The following is a 17,086-nucleotide window of genomic DNA, read 5'->3' on the forward strand; positions in this document are numbered from 1 at the left end:
CCTGACCGGAGATTCGTGACTAGACTACCAGAAAATCCCGCTGCTGCAGCAGGTTCGGGCTGACACCGTACAGCGTGACCGAGTGAAGGGCATCGAGCGCGATGACGGTATCGGCCGGATTGCCGGCGTTGTGGGGATCGGCCGTGATCGCGGCCAGCGCTGCCGCCGCGTCTGCATAGACGGACTGGCTGAGCTGCAGAACGTCATGCGCCACGTCGAAATTGCTTATAGTCGCTGTGGCCGCCACCTGCGAATTGAACTGGAACACGTATGTATCGTTCGTACCCGAGGCCGTGAGCGCGGCGTTGGCCCCCTGCACCGTGACCGTGTGCGATCCGTCATTGTTGGTGACGTCCTGCGCGACCACGGCGCCATTTGCGTCATAGCTGACCAGAGACTTGGCGTAAGGCGGATTGGCGCCGAGATTGAAACTGGCGACCGTCTCATTGGCCGTCGACGGCGTCAGCAGCGTGTTCAGATGCGCATCATCCGTCGGCGTCGTGTTCTGGAATTCGATTTCCAGCGGGCCTGAGCCGACGTCCTGCACCAGGATATGCGCCGTACCGCCAGAGACGGTGATAGCGATGTCGGCGTCGTGGCCGCCATTGACTGATGTCACCGACACCGCGTTGGGATCGACGCCTTCGATGTGGATGCGATCGTGCTCGCCACTGCCGGTCGCCCAGGAGAAGTCGGTAATCTTGTCGGTTACGCCCGCGGCAAGATCGGTGCCGCGGAAGAAGAACACGTCGTCGCCGGTCCCGCCGGTGAGACTATGCGCGCCGACACCGTAATGGATCACGTCGTCGCCGGAGCGATCCGGGCCGGCGGTCACGGTCGTGCTGTTTGCCGCAGAGTCGTAGACGAAATGGAAATCCGACAGTGAGGCGATGTCGTCGCCGGTTACCGCAAGGCTGATCGATCCGCTCGTGCCGCTCAGCACCAGCACCCCGTTGCTGTAGCTTTCGCTCGTGGCATGGAAGCCATCAACGACGATCTGGTCACGCGTGCCGAAATGCTCGATCGCGTTGACGGGCGCGTTGGCCGCACTGAACTCCAGTGCGGCATGGCCCGCCGCCGAGAAGTCGATCGTGCCGGAGCCAGCCGCGCGGCTCGCGGTGAGGTCGAGCGTGCCGTTCTCGATCGTGACGCCGCCGGTGAACGTGTTCGTTGCCCCCAGCACCAGCGTTCCCTCGCCATCGAGCAGCAGATGTCCCGCGCCGGTCTGGCCGCTGGCATCATGCGAGCCGGTCATGTCGGCGATCACGTCGCTGATCGTGATGATGTGCGTCGCATCCGGCGCAAAGGTGATGGTCTGGTTGCCCTGAAGGAAGATGCCGCTGCCGAACGCCGAGCCTGCATGGGCGCCGGTCCAGGTCACGGCGGTGCCGCCAGTCACGCCGCCGTTCTGCTCGCTGCCGGAGCCGGCGAAGATGAGCGTGCCGCCCTGCTGCACGAAGATCGCGCCGCCGGCGCCGAGACCACCGCCGCCATAGCCGCCCGTGCCTCCGGCGCCGCCGCCAAAGCCGCCCGCACTGCCATAGCCGCCACCACCGCCGCCGCCGCCGAAACCACCGGCGCCGCCGCCATGCTGGCCGGCGCCGCCGCCGCCACCGAAGCCGCCGGCGCCGCCATATCCACCGATGAAGGACGGCCAGATAAACCCGCCGCCGCCGCCACCGCCGCCGAAGCCGCCCACACCGCCCGTGGCGATCGTGCTGCTGCCATTGACGGTGCCGACACCGCCCCCGATGCCACCGCCGCTGCCGGGGCCGCCGTATCCAGGAAGGCCGAAATAGACCGTGCTGGTGTAGAATCCGATACCCAGACCGCCGCCGCCGCCCTGTGCACCGCCAAGATAGGCCGGGTTCGTGCCGACGACCTGTCCGCCACCTGTGGCCGCGCCCACTGCGATGCCGGCACCAGCGCCTGTTCCGGCGTAATAGGGCCGCGGATGGCTGGCGCCGGATGCATGAATGCCAATTCCGCCACCGCCCTGGAAACCGCCGACACCGCCGAGTCCACCGCCGCCGCCGTAAAGCGCAACACCCATGTAACCGATCGCGCCGCTGCTGTTGCCGCCGATTGCCTTGTCGTTGGCGAAATTGACGTTGGACAGCGTCACCGTGCCTGCCGATGCGATGAACAGGCCGCCGCCGAGGCCGGCGCCGCCGCCGCCACCGAAATTGCTGTCGCCGCCCTTCGCCACGGCATTGATGATGCTGAGATCGTCGATCTCGACGCTGCCGGCGTAGACGAACAGACCCGGGAGGCCGTGAGCGTCGAGCACATGGCCATGGCCGGCGATGGTGAGCGAGGCGCCCGGCGGAAGATTGAAGGCCGGCAACTGATCAGCGAGCTGCAGATCACCGACCACGTCGAACGTGTAGTGCGCGCCGGCTTGCGCGCTCGCACCGGAGACGTCGATCGCCGCGATCGCCTTGGCGAGATCGGCTGCCGAGGTGATGGTCCAGGTGTTTGCCACCGGCGTGACCGTGACGTTCGAGCCTGCCGATGCCGGTCCCGTGATGCCGTCGACGGTCGTCGCGGTCACCGTGATGCTGTGCGCGCCGCCGCTGACCGACTGGAATTCGCTATAAATGTCGAAATGGCCTGATACATCGACCGTGCCGGTGCCGATCACCGTGGTGCCATTGTCGGCATAGAGCTTGATGATGGTGCCGGCCTCGCCGCTGCCCTTCACCTCGACGCGCCCGACCGCGTCGGGCACCGAGAGCACCGACGCGACGACGGGCGCGGCGGGCGCCACGCTGGCGTCGAACGCAGCCGCGGGGCTGGCGTGACCGAGGCTGTCGGTCTGGATGACCGTGACGTGCTGGAGGCCGGGGCCGAGCAGCGCGCCCGCCGCCGGGTCGGTCGTCACGTCGAAATGACCTGATGCGTCGACCGCGCCGGTGCCAATCACGGTGTTGCCGAGCATCAGCGTGATCGTGTCGCCCGGCTGACCCGAGCCCTGCAGCTCGATGACGCCGTGATCCGCGGCGACCCCGACCTGGCTGATGCCGGTGACCGGAGCCGGATCGACATACATCGCAAAGCCGGTCGACGGCGCGCTGACGTCGGCGCCGGCCGCATCGGTGGCCGTCAGCGTATGATTGCCGTTCGCGAGCGCCACCGTCGTCGTGATGGTGAAGGTGCCGTCGGCTGCCACGACACCTGTGCCGATCGGGGTTGTGCCGCCATCGGCATAGAGCGTGATGGTCTCGCCGACATGCTGACCGGTGCCCTTGACGATGAAATCGTGGCTGGCATCGATCTGTGTCGCGACCAGCGGCGCCACCGAGGTGATGACGGGCGCCTTCGGCGTCACGTCGATCGCAACGCCCGCGGACACAGGGCTCGTCAGATTGCTGCTATTGGTCTCGGTCGTGGTGATGACGTGGTGACCGCCGGGCGCATCGACGCTGAAATCGAAATGCCCGGTCTGATCGACCACGCCCGAGCCCAGCAAGGTCGTGCCGTCGGCATAGACCTTGACGGTCTCTCCCGCCTCGCCGGTGCCCTGAATTTCGATCGTCTGCGGCGCCGTCGCGATGACGGCCGAGATCACCGGCGCGGTCGGCAGGACGGTGACGTTGAACGCGGTGGAGAGCGTGCTGGTCAGGCCGTCGGCGTCCGCTGCCGTCGCCCGCAAGGAATGGACGCCCTCGGCGAACGTGGCGGTGGTGACGATGTCGAAAACGCCGGCGGCATTGGCAACGCCCGATCCGACCACCGTATTGCCCTCATAGAGCGTGACGGTGCTCAACGCGAGCGCATTGCCCTTGATCTCGACGGTGCCCCCGTTGACACTCTGCCCGACGATCGAGGTGATCACGGGCGCCTGCGGATCGACGTGGAACGTGAACGGGATCGCCTGGTCGCTTATCAGGTTTGCGGAATCCTGCGCCAATGCGAGCAGCGTATAGTTGCCGTGGCCGATCGGCTGGCTCGCGGTGAAATCGAAATGGCCTGTGGCATCGGACCTGCCGGAGCCGATGTACTGGTCGCCAGACTGGTTGCGGACCCAGATGTTGATCGTGATGTTGGGATCGGCGCTGCCCGCCACCTCGATCCTGGCACCGTCGAGCGGCTGCCCGACCACGGCGATCACCGGGGCTTTCGGATGGACGTCGAAGGCGAGCACGCCCGACGGCGGGCTGACGAGGCCTTGCGCGTTGGTCTCGGTCACATTGAGCGTGTAGTGGCCGTCAGGCAGGTTCGGCGTCACGAAGTCGTAATTGCCGCTGCCGTCGGTTGCCGTAGTGTATGTCAGGGAGCTGCCGCCGGGCCCGCTGACATGCAGCGTGACGGTCTGGTTCGGCTCGCCGCTGCCCTGCAGATGCACGCCGACATTGGTGGCCAGCGCCGTCTGTCCGGGCGCCAGCGCGACCGACGGTGCGCTCGGCAGCACGTCGACGACGAGCGAGGCCGTGATCGGAGTTTGGCCGGCGACCGTCTGCGTTGCCGTGACATGATACTCGCCATCGGCAAGCGCCGAGGTCGAGAACGTGAAACGTCCGGAGCCATCCGGCGTAGCGGTACCGACCTGATTGCCGTCGATGAAGATCTGGACGGTGCTGCCCGGCGCCCCGCTGCCGCTGAGCACGACCTGGTTGCCGTTCAGCGGCTGGCCGACGAGCGTGATGTTCGGCGCGATGATCCCGGTCAGCGCGATGCCGCCGTTATAGGCCGTCACGTTGAACTGGGTGGTCGAGTAATTGAAGCTCGGGTCGAGATGAAGCTGGGCGCTGTGCGTGCCGTCGCTGATCGTGAGCACATTGCCGGCGCCGAGCGTCGCGGTCGCGCCGGCGGCAAAGCCGGCCAGCTTGATCGTGTCGCCGGGGAGGAAGCCGTCGATCTCATTGGTGGGAGTGGCGCCCTGATCGATGATCAGGGTCGCCTGCGCACCCGACTGGAAGGTGATCGAGCCGCTGCCGGCTGCATTGGCGGCGGCAAGCTCGACCGTGCCATGGTCGGCAAGCCGAACGCCGCCGGTCACGGTCTCCGCGACCGCGATCGTGAGCACGCCATAACCCGCGGCGCCAAAGTGCCCCGCCCCGCTGAAACCAGTCGACGCGATGGTGTAGGTGGCCGAGCCCGACACGGTCAGGGAGTCGTTGATGAGCGAGGCAGGCAGCGTCAGCGCGCTGCTGCCGGTGATGTCGATGACCGTCGCCGTGATCGCGTCCAGCACGACCGTGCCAGCGCCGTCGATATGGAGCGTGCCGGTCATGTTGCCGGCGATCGAATCGGAAATATGGATCGTCTGCCCGAGCGAGGGAGCCAGCGTGACGTTGCTCGACGCGGTGAAGAGGCCCGCGCCGATGCCAGCGCCGTTGGCGCCGGCGTTCCCACCCGCGCCGCCGAGGCCGCCCTGCACCGCGTTGCCGGCAACGGATGTGCTGCCGCCAATGGTCAGCGAGCCGCCGGAGGCGACGAAGATGCCGCCGCCAAGGCCGGCGCCGCCGCCACCGCCGCCGCCGTGCTCCCTGTTGTTGCTGTCAGATCCGGCTCTGCCGCCGGCGCCTGCGCCGTAGCCGCCGGAGCCGCCCGGATATTGAAACTGTAACTGCCAGGGACCATATCCGCCGCCGCCGCCGCCACCCAGGCCGCCGCCGCCGCCGAAGCCGCCGCCCGACGTGTTCCAGTTGCCGCCATCGCCGCCCGTCTTGATTCCGGTCAACCCACCATTGGTGGCGCCGCCGCCGCCGCCCCGGGATCCGAAATTGGAGTAAAGCCCTTGGCCAGCGCCGCCATTGCCACCGACGGCCTGGTTGCTCAGCACGTTGACGTTGGTCAGCGTGGCCGTGCCGCCACTGCCGATGTAAAATGCGCCGCCCGCGCCGAGACCGCCGCCGCCGCCGCCGCCAGCCGCCGCCGCGTGGCCGAGATTGGTGATGCCGGCAAAGCCGTCCTGACCGCGCTCGACCATGTGCTGCATGGTGAGGTTATCAAAGGTGACGACGCCGGACTGAACGGTGAAGCCGCCATAGAGGTTGCCGCCGTCGATGGTGTGGCCGTTGCCTTCGAAGGTCAGCGTGTCTCCTGCCGCGATCGTCAGGAACGGCAGCACCGCGCTCAGGTTCAGGTCCGCGGTGAGATTGATGACGTAGTTGACGGGCAGACCCGAGATCGGATTGCCGTCGATGGTCTGGATGGCGGTGACGAGCTCGGCCGCCGTCGAGACGTTGTAGACCGGCTTGATCGTCAGCGTGCCGGTACCGGTGTGGGTGATGGCCTGCTGGCCGTGGAATTCGCCCTGCAACAGCACATTACCCGCCCCCGACACGTTGATGGCGGTGGCCGTGATGTCGTTGAGCACGGTGACATTGCCGGAGCCGGAAATGTTGAGGACGCCGGTTCCGATGCCCTGCGTCAGCACGACGATGCCGGACGCGTAGATGTTGAAGGTACCTTGCGTGCCTGCGACGAACTGATCGATCGTGAGAGTTTGTCCGGCGTTTGAGGTCAGGCCGATGGTGCCGCCGTAGTTGAAGAGATCGTTGCCGATGCCCTGGCCCGCGGTCCCGCTGGTGCCCCACAGGCTGCCGCCGGCTGCGCCGCCCGTTGCGCCATTGTTGGAGAAGGTCCAGTCGGTGATGTTCAGTGCACCGCCGGAAGCGACGAAGACCGCGCCACCGAGGCCCGCGCCGCCGCCACCACCGCCGCCGCCGCCTCCGCCTCCAGAGGTTCCAGTGCCGCCCATGCCGGCGCCATAGCCGCCGGCGCCGCCACCGCCGGGCGGAAAGGATGTGACCGGACTACGTCCGCCGCCGCCACCGCCACCGCCACCGCCGAAACTGCCACCGTCTCCGTTGGCGGTGAAATGACCGCCCGCCCCGCCATAGCCGAATCCCAGCTGGCCCGGGCTCGATGCGCCTCCCGTTGTAACACCCTGGTCGCCATTCGGCACGCTCGGTGCGTAGATGCCGCCCTGACCGCCATGTCCGCCGAAGACATGATTGTCGGTGAAAGCGACATCGGTCAGTGTCGCCGAGCTGCCGGCACCTATGAACAGCGCGCCGCCCGCACCGAGTCCGCCACCGCCGCCGCCATACTTCGATGCAGTTCCCGGTGACGACCCGTCACCGCCGTGCCGGACAAAGTCGGCGACGGTCAGGTGATCGATCGTCACGTCGCCGGATCGCAGGACGAAGCCGGAATAGGTGGCGGCGCCGTCGATCTCATGGCCGAGGCCATGGATCGTCAGCGTGTCGCCGCTGGCGAGATTGATGTCGGGCAGCGCGCCGTCCAGCGTGAAGCTGCCGACGATATCGATCTCGTAGTTCTGGTTGGTGGCGGAGAATACACCGCCGACGCTGATCTCGTTGATCGCACGGACGAGCTGCGCCGCGGTCGACACACGGTAGACCGGCGCCTCGTTGAGGATGACCTCGGTGCCGCCGGCACCATCGGACACCAGCACGAATCCGTGCGGCGCGATATTCTGCTGGGCTGGATCGAAGTGGATGGTCGCAACCGTCGCGCCACCGGGGCCAGTCAGCGTCAGCACGTTGTTGACGAAGCTGCCGATGCCTGTCGCGTTGATCGTCGCAAGGTCGATGGTGTCGCCGACGCCGAAACCATGCACGAAGGCGCTCGGCATCGCGCCTGTGATGGACAGGGTCTGCATCCCCGTGCCGAAATTGATCGATTGAACACCCGACAGCCCACCCTGGAAGGCGGCGACATTGTCGCCGTCGCCGAGATCCAGCGAGCCCGCCAGCGAGACCGACGCGGTGAAGGTGACGGTGATGATCTGGGCGCCGAATGCGAGATCACCGCTGCCGCTGAACGCATTGCCGAACGTGCCGGAATGGGCAATGACGAGGTCACCGTTGTCGACGACGGCGCCGCTGCCAAGCGTCCCCTGGCCGCCGAGCGTGAGCTTGGCGCCCGCATCGATCGTGGTGCCGCCGACATAGGAATTGGCGCCGTCGAACTCGACCGTGCCAGGCCCCTTGATCTCGAACGAAACACTGCCGCCATTGCCGCCCTGGTCGGCGATCCCGTCGGCGATCGTGATCGCGTTCCCCGCCGTCGGCGCGAGAACGATCGACTGATTGCCCTGGAAGAAGATGCCGCTGCCGAGCCCCTGGCCGGCGCCGGGCATATCGTACAACTGATGAGCCGCTTGAATGGCACCCGCGGCGCCTCCGGTCACGGAGCCGCCGGACAGCGAGCCGCTCTCGAGGATCAGCGTGCCGCCTTCCTGGACGAAGACGCCGCCGCCGGCACCAAGCCCGCCGCCGCCGACATTGCCGATCCTCGACTGGAACGATCCGTCGGCTCGATATGCGAGCGCGACGCCGCCATTGCCGGCGCCGAATCCGCCGAGGCCATCGTGACCGCGGAGCCCGCCGCCGCCACCCCCGCCGCCGAAGCCGCCATTGCCGCCGGCACTGTTGTCGCCGCCGCCGTAGGAGTTATTGCTATTGTAGCCGCCACCGGCACCGCCGCCGCCGCCGAAACCGCCCTGCGCACCGGCGCTTCCGGCTTTCAGGTTAGCGCGAAAGCCGCCGCCGCCGCCGCCACCACCGCCAAAGGCGCCGGAGGCCGGGGACGATCCGCGATACGACGTCGCTCCTGCGCCGCCTCCGCCCGGAAGATTCGACAGGCCGAGCCCGCCGCCGGCGCCGCCCGCATAGCCCCAGCTGGTCAAGCTCTGGTAGTGATTGAGATGGTACACCCCAGTCGTGGAGCCGGCGGCTCCATCGATGCCCATGCCGCCGCCGCCGGCGCCGCCTTGCCATAGCCGGGCCGCCGAGTTCACGCCGCCGCCGTCACCGCCATGCGCCGCGTTGTCGAGGAAGGTCACGTTGGCGATCGTCGCCGACGCGCCGGCCGCGACGAACAGGCCGCCGCCGAGCCCGGCGCCGCCGCCGCCACCGCCAATGCCGCCATCGCCGCCTTGCGCCAGCGTGTGCGCGATCGTGAGATTCTGGATTCTCACATTGCCGGCGTATTCGAAGAAGCCGCGATGGGTGCCGGCGCCGTCGAGTTTGAAGCCCGCGCCGTCGATCAACAGCGAGCTGCCGGTGTCGAGGTTGATCGCAGCCAGTTGGGCGGATGTGGCGAGAGAAGCCAGCGAGATGTCGCTGCTGAAGTGGATCGTATAGGCGACGTTCTTCGCGTAGGACGTGCCGCCCTGGCTGATCGCGGTCAGCGCCGCGTTGAGATCTGCGGCGGAGCTGACGTTGAAGGTGGTCTGGATGGCAACGACCTTGGTGCCGCCCTGACCGTCGCTCGTCACGCCGAACGGGCCAAGCGTCTGCGCCGGATCGAAATGCAACGTCGCGACAACGGCACCGCCGGCGTCCTTCAACGTCACGACGTTGCCGGCATCGACGGAAGCCGTGGTCGCCACCACCGACCGGAGGTCGATGACGTCGCCATTGGCAAAGCCTGTGATGGTCTGGGTCGGCACGCCGTGCTCGAACACGGCCGTCCCGCCCGACGTCCCGAAATTGATCGTGCCGCTGCCGGTGATCGATCCGGCGAAATCCGCGTTCGCAGCATTGATGGTGACGGTGCCGTTGTTGACCACCGTGCCCTGGAAGATCGCGGACGCGTTGATGTTCAGCGCGCCGTTGTCGGTGACGGTGTTCGCAAAGGTCGTCGCCGCATTGACGTTCAGCGCGCCGCTGTCGGTGACCGTGCTTGCGAACGTCGTCACCGCATTGACGTTCAGGACGCCGCTGTCGGTGACCGCACCGGCAAAGGTCGTTGCCGCGTTGACGTTGAGGACGCCGCCGTCCGTGACCGTGCTGGCAAACGTCGTCGCCGCATTGACGTTCAGGATGCCGTTATCGGTGACCGCGCCCGTTCCCAGCCCGCCGGCCGCCTCGATGTTGAGCGTGGCGCCGGCGTCGACGGTGGTCGTGCCGACATAGCTGTTGGCCGTGGCGAAATGCACGACGCCGGCGCCGGATATCTCGACATTGCCGGTGCCGCCATTGCCGTGCTGATCGGCGATGACGTCGGAGATGGTGAGATCATCGCCGGAGGCCGGCGCGAAGGTGACCGTCTGGTTGCCCTGGATGAAGATGCCGGAGCCGAGCGCCTGGCCGCCTTGCGCGGCCGTGCCGATGGTCCCAGCGGCGCCGCCAGCGACGGTGCCTCCCGACAGCGAGCCGCCGCCGACGATGAGATGTCCACCTTCCTGGACGAAGATGTCACCGCCGGCGCCAAGACCGCCGCCGCCAACCCCAAGCAGACCGGAGCTGCCATGGCCGCCACCGGCGCCGCCGCCATAGCCGCCGGCGCCGCCAAAATATCCGCCGCCGCCGCCACCGCCGAACCCGCCGGCGCCGCCGGTGGTGTGCAGTCCGGCCGAGCCGCTCGCCCCGCCGCCACCGCCGCCGCCGAAGCCGCCATTGCCGCCATTCGTGCCCAGCCGCGAGATTTGGGACGTATCGATGGCGTTCATGTAGCTGTAGAAGCCGCCACCGCCGCCACCGCCGAACCCGCCGGTTGCAGCCGGCGTGTAGTTGGTGAAGCTTCCGCTGGTCCACGCGCCGCCGGCGCCGCCATGCGCAAGCCCAGCCTGGCCGGGAATGTTGAGTCCGACGCCGCCGCCGGCCGTACCGTCGAACGCCGTTGCGACGTAGGTGTGATGGCCTTGCGGCCCTCGTGTCGCGTCGTGCTGATATTGTCCGGTGTTGGCGCTGGCGGACGATCCCATGCCGCCGCCGCCGGCGCCCCTGTTCGCGCCACCGTCGAGGCTGCCGCCGTTCCCGCCGACCGCCCTGTCGCCGCTGAAGCTGACGTCGCTGATCGACACCGTCGCGCCCGCCGCCACGAACAGGCCGCCGCCCAATCCGGCGCCACCGCCGCCGCCCTGCGTGCCTCCGGCGCCGCCCTGCGCCAGCGTGTGGTTGATGGCGAGATTGTCGATCGCGACATTGCCGCCGTACACGAACAGGCCGCGATAGAGGTTGCCGCCATCCAGCGTATGTCCGCCGCCGTGGATGACGAGCGAGCTGCCGCTGGCGAGATTGATCGCCGTCAGATTGGCGCCGAGCGAAGTGATCGAGATGTCGGCCGCGAGCTCGATCGAGTAGCTCGTGTTGGCAGCCGCTGCCGAGCCACCCTGGCTGACGGCGAGCAGCGCCGCGTTGAGCTCGGCCGCGTTGTGGACGGTGTAGACGTTGGCCGGCCTGATCACCGTGCCGGTGCCGGCGCTATCGGTTGCAGACGCGAAGCCGAAGGTGGGGCCGCTGAAGTGCAGGTTGGCAGTGTTGGTGCCGTCGGTGACCGTCAGGATGCCGGTCGCCGCATTGAACGACTGCGAGAACTGCGGGGAATTGTGGTTGATCCCGACCAGGTCGATGGCGTCGGTGGCGCCGCTGAAGCCGGTGATGGTGCCGGCGAAGCTGGCGGGATGATCGATCTTCAGCGTGCCCGACGAACCGCTGAAAGTGACCGTCTGCCCGGCGCCGACATTGCCGCCGAACTCGACCGTGCCGTTGTTGTCGACGATCACCGCGCCCGACCCGGTGACGTTGCCGGCCACCACCAGCGTGCCGCCACCTTCCGCCTTCAGCGTGCCAGAATTGGTGACGCTGCCGGCGAGATCGAGCGTGCCGGCCTTGGCATCGATGGTCCCGGTGTTGGTCAGCGCGGTCGAGATCGCCGTGGTGCCGCCGCCGGTCTTTTCATAGCTGCCGGCGACATTGACCGTGCCGGTGCCCGCGCTGGAGGAAATGTTGAAAGCCGTGCCGCTGGCGGACGCATCGGTGAAGGTGACGCCGGCGTCGATCTTGAGCACCGCGCCGTTGTTGAGATGCAGCGTATCGCCGGAAAACGCCCCGCTCTGCGCGGAGCCGTGCAGTTCCAGCGTTCTGCCGTCGAGCGTGAACGTCTGGTTGTTGGCGTTGAAGAACGTCGCAAGTCCATTGACGACCGTCGCGCCGCTGCCACTCTCGGTGCCGCCGGTGAACGTCGCCCCGTTGGCGTCGGTCAGCGTTCCCGTGCCGGACAGCGTGCCGCCCGACTGGCTCAGGCTGTGGATGGTCTCAGAGACGCCGCCGAGATCGACATTGCTGGTAATGACGAAGTCGCTGCTGACCGCGACATTGACGGTGATCCCTGCCGTGGTCAGGCTGCCATCGGTCGCGGTGACCGTGAAGCTTGCGGAGGGGTTTTGGGTCGCGTCGTTGACGAAGATCACCTGACCCGCCGCGAGCTGGGCCTGGGTGAAGCTGGTGATCGCGACGCCGGGCGCGCTCGACAGCGCCACATAACCGTGAACGGTGCTGCTGACGTTGAACGTCAGCTGGCTGGCCGTGTTGTCGACATCCGCGACGCTCAGATCGGCCGTGGTGATCGTCGTCGACAGCCCCTGCAGCAGCGCGGCCGAAGCATCGCCGGAGATGACCGGCGCATCGTCGGCGCCGGCAATCGTGACGGTGACGACCTGTGTGCCACCGCCTGACGTGGTGACGGTGAAGGTGTCGGTGAGCGTCGCGCCCGCATTGAGCGCCTGGACCGCGGCGTTGCTATTGTCGAGGGTGTAATTCCACACCCCGCCCGACGTCATGGTGTAGGTACCGAAGCCACCGGTCGTTCTCGTCGCCGTCGCGACCGCGACGAAGCTGCCGGCGGCACTATCGACGTCCGAGATCGTGAGCGTGCCGGTCGCAGTCGGCGTTCCGGCCACGCCATTGTTGACGCCGCCCGCCTCGATCACCGCGCCGATGCTGGTGCCCGATATCGACGGCAGATCGTCGCTACCGAGGATACTGATGGTGACGGAGGTGGTCGCGCCGTCCGAACTCGCGACGGAGAAAACGTCGGTGTAGGTTTGCCCGTCCACGAACTCGTCATGCGCCGAGCTCGCCACATAGCTCCAGGTGCCGTCGGTGGCGAGCGTGAAGGTGCCGTAGAGCCCGGCCGTGCCGGCCTGCGCAACGAAGGATGGCGGACTGTCGGGATCCTGGATCGTCAGCGTGCCGCCGGTCGACAACGGCGCGTTGGTTTCGGTCAGGTTTTTCGTCACTGGCGACAGCACAGCGGCGTCGTCAGTACCGTTGATGGTGATAGTGATGACCTGCGCGCTGCCGTCACTTCCCCTCACGGAGAACGTGTCGGTCATCGTCGCTCCGGCGGCGAGCGCCTGCACCGTGGCATTGCTGTTGTCCAGCGTGTAGGTCCACACGCCCGCCGAGGTCACCGTATAGCTGCCGAAGCCGCCGGTGCTGTCGGTCGGCGCGGCGACCGCCACGATGGTCACGGAGGGCGTATCGACGTCGAACAGCGTCAGCGTGCCGGTCGCGGTCGGCGTTCCCGCCAGCGCGTTATTGACGCCGCCCGCCTCGATCACCGAACCGGTCGTCGTTCCGGTCATTGTGGCCGGGTCGTCAGTCCCGAGGATGTTGATAGTGACGGACGAAGTCGTGCCGTCCGAACTCGCGACGGAGAAAATGTCGGTATAGGTGTGCCCGGCCACGAACTCGTCATGCGCCGAGCTCGCCACATAGCTCCAGGTGCCATCGGTGGCGAGCGTGAAGGTGCCGTACTGCCCGGCGGTGCCGGCCTGCGCGACGAAGGATTGCGGACTGTCGGGATCCTGGATCGTCAGCGTGCCGCCGGTCGACAGCGGCGCGTCGGTTTCGACCAGGTTTTTCGTCACCGCCGATATGACAGCGGCATCGTCGGTGCCATTGATGGTGATCGTGACGAGCTGCGGCGTCCCATCGATGGTCGTTACCGTGAACGTATCCGTCAGCGTGCCGCCGGCATTGAGCGCCTGAACCGCGGCATTGTTGTTGTCGAGCGTGTAGGTCCAGACCCCGGCCGACGTGACGGCAAAGGTGCCGTAGTGATGGTCGCTCACCGTGCCCGCGTTGACCGCCGTGAACGTGTTGGCGGGATTGTCGACGTCGGTGTCCGTCAGCGTGCCGGTCGCGCTTGGCGTCCCCGCCACCGCGTTGGCGACGCCGCCCGCTTCGGTCACCGAGCCGGTGCTGGTGCCCGAGACCGCAGCCGGATCGTTGACCGGCCGCACGACGATATCGACGGTCGCCACGTTAGAATCGGCGAGGCCGTCATTGACCTTGTAGGTGAAGCTGTCGGTGCCGTTGTAGTCGGCGACCGGCGCGTAGGTGAATGAGCCGTCGGCATTCAGCGTCAGCGTGCCGTGGGCCGGACCGTTGACGAGGATCGAGTGAAGCGCATCGCCATCGAGGTCGCTCGCCCCGGCAAGCACGCCCATGCCCGGCACCACCAGCGCATGGTCTTCGTCGGTCGTGTAGCTGTGCGCGACGGCCACCGGCGCGTCGTTGGTGCCGTTGATGGTGATCGTGACATATTGCGTGGCGCTGGTCGCGGTGCCGTCGCCGACCACGACCGCATAGGTCAGCGTGAGCGCCTGGCCCTGCTTCAGGAAATCGAGGTCTGCCGCGGCCGGCTGGTAGGTCCAGCCGAACGTCGTGGCGGAGCCGGTCGACAGGTGACCAGTGGAGTCGATCGCAAAGGCGGCATTGTCGGTGAGCGCCAGCGCACCGGCCGGCAGATTGAAGGCGTGCCCGTCGAGGCTCACCACGGGCGCGCCGACCACCGAAGCTGTCAGCGTGTCGCCGACGTCGCGGTCGCTGGCCGAGATCGAGCCCGCCAGCGAAATGACCTGCGCATGGGCATCGGCCGCCTCGTTGACCGCCGCGGTGTCGCCCGTCACCACGGGCACGTCGTTGGTGCCGGCGATGGTGATGGTCAGGGTCTGCTGATTGCTGGTGATGAGCCCGTCGCTGACTTCGACCGTATAGGTCAGGACCAGGCTCTGCCCTTCCCGCAGGAAATCCAGGTTGGCCACGGACGCATCATAGGTCCAGCCGATGCCGGCAGTGCCGCCGTTCGAGGTGCCCGCATGGAATGACAGTGCGTTGTTGATCAGTGCCGTAGCCCCTGCCGGCAGGGCGAAGGCGTGGCCATCGAGAGTCACGACCGGCGAACCAGCGATCGAAGCCGTCAGCGTATCGCCGATGTCGGGATCGGTCACCGGCACGGTGCCCGTCAGCGTGATGTGCTGCGCGGCGGCGTCAGCGGATTCCGTGGTGCCCGCCGATGCAGCGGCCAGCACGGGCGCATCCTCGTCGCCGGTGATCGTGATGGTGACGTTCCGGCTCGCCAGCCCGCCATGATCGCTGACGGTCACGGCATAGGTCTCCGTGACGGTCTGCCCGGCTCGCAGGAACTGGACGTCCGCGTTGTCGACGAGATACTGCCACGTCGCCTGCCCGCCGAGGCCATTGACGGTGTCGGCGGCCAGATGCGCGCTCATGGTCCCGAGCGCCAGTCCGCCTGCGCGGGTCGAGCTGACGAAGCTGGCCGAGACGACATGCGCGTCCGTCAGATCGACGTCCGTGAACGCGATCGTGCCGCGGGCAAGCAGCCGCCCCTGGGCATCGAGCGCCGTATCCTCCTGCACCGCGCCGGTTGTCTGCGCAGCGCCGATGACCGGCGCATCGTCGACCGCACTGACCGTCAGCTCGCGGGTGGCGATGGTCGTGTCGTGCCCGCCGTGAACGGTGCCGTCCGGGTCCTGCACCGTCACCGTCAACGTGCGGGTCAACGGCGACGGGTTGTCGCTGGTGTCGGTGTAGAAGACCGCTCGCAACGCGGCCGCAAAATCCGCAACCGTCGGCTGCTGGCCGGCCTTCGCCGTCAACGTCAGCGTGCCGGTGGCCGCATCGAACCTGCCCTCGATCAGCGCGGTGTTCGTAAACGACAGGATGTCTTCGCCCGGCTGATAGTTGCCGGTGATCCGGACCGTCGCCTGCAGCAAAGTGTGGCTATCCGGATCAGACAGCGTCAGCGCCGGCGCAATCGCGACTGGCGTTTGCTCGAACGCAGCCAACGGCGCCGATCCGGAATTGAAAGATAGCGAGGGCGGATCATTGACCGCCGGCGCCGGGGTCGATCCATTTCCGGGACCGGCTCCGCCGCTTGCACCTCCGGGCATATGCGGGGCGACGTCCGCACCGGAGTTGACCGGCGGGCCGTGGCCGGAAGCTCCATCAGGCAGAGACGACGGCGCGCTCCCCCCCATGTTGTACGAGACAGGTGGAGGAGACGACGAACCGTGCGTACCGGCACCGTTCGGCGAGTCGCTGCTATAGCGGTTCGCAAGGTTCTTGATCTGCAGAATGTTGTTCAACGCATCCAGCTCGTCTGCCCTATCGGCGTCCGTCTTTACCTGCTCGCTGGTTGCTATCTGAGCTGGACCGGTCGGCTTCAGCTCCAGCTTGCCGCCTTCGCTGCTGATGGTTGCAATGGCATTGCCGTTCCGATCGTAGGCGGTCGCCTGATGCTGCCCGTCGTTCTGATGAAAGATGGACAGCGTGACCGATCCATCGTCCGGAGAGATCTCGCCGCGACCGGCTGAGCCTGCAATCCTTGTCGAACCGATCGGCGTTCCAATCCGCATGTCGCCCGACTGGGCAATCTTGCCGGACGCGAAACTGAACGATCCCTGGATGAGATCGACGACTTCCAGATTGGCGCTGCCCTGCGGGTCGAATCTGAATTCACTCAGTACGAGGCGCGAACCATGCCCGATCTGGAACGCGCTGCCGTCGTTGAAAACCAGGCCAGCCGCGCCCCCGCTGTCGGTCTGGACCACGTCTCCCTTGAGCAGCACGTCGCCGTTGTTGAGCGCCACCACGACGCCGTTGCGCAGGACCGTCACCTGGCCTTCGACGCGTACCGCGTGTCCGATCGCCTGCATCGCCGGCGACGGTGCGTCCTTGGCAGCGTACTGTCCGGGAGTAACAGGCCCGGCCAACACAGCGACGATTTCGCCGCTAAGCCTGGCACCATCCGGCGACCGCAGCGCGTGCAGGTTTTCCGATTTGAAATAGCCGGCAACTACGTGGCTCTTTCCGTCTGAACCCGTCAGCACCAGATCATCGCCGGCGCGCTTCAATTCCGCGTTGAGGAGATGCGTGTCCTGAATCGCGGAGGCAGACGCGTCCGACGCGCCCTCGGCCGAAAGCTCTTGCGAAATAGAGAGCGAAAAATATCGATCACTGCCGACATGCAGCATCATTCATTCCATCTGAAAACGGTAGCGCAAACGAGGCGG

At 67.2% G+C, this 17,086-nt stretch carries 1 protein-coding gene; it reads right to left on the reverse strand.

The window, feature by feature from the left end:
• Positions 1-19: 19 nt before the first annotated feature.
• On the reverse strand, positions 20-17,050 hold the full coding sequence (locus IQ16_RS28735; RefSeq protein ID WP_018642967.1) for a VCBS domain-containing protein: 17,031 nt from the start codon (positions 17,048-17,050) through the stop codon (positions 20-22).
• Positions 17,051-17,086: the final 36 nt, after the last annotated feature.

This window comes from Bradyrhizobium huanghuaihaiense (genome assembly GCF_007830635.1).
Classification (GTDB): Bacteria; Pseudomonadota; Alphaproteobacteria; order Rhizobiales; family Xanthobacteraceae; genus Bradyrhizobium; species Bradyrhizobium huanghuaihaiense.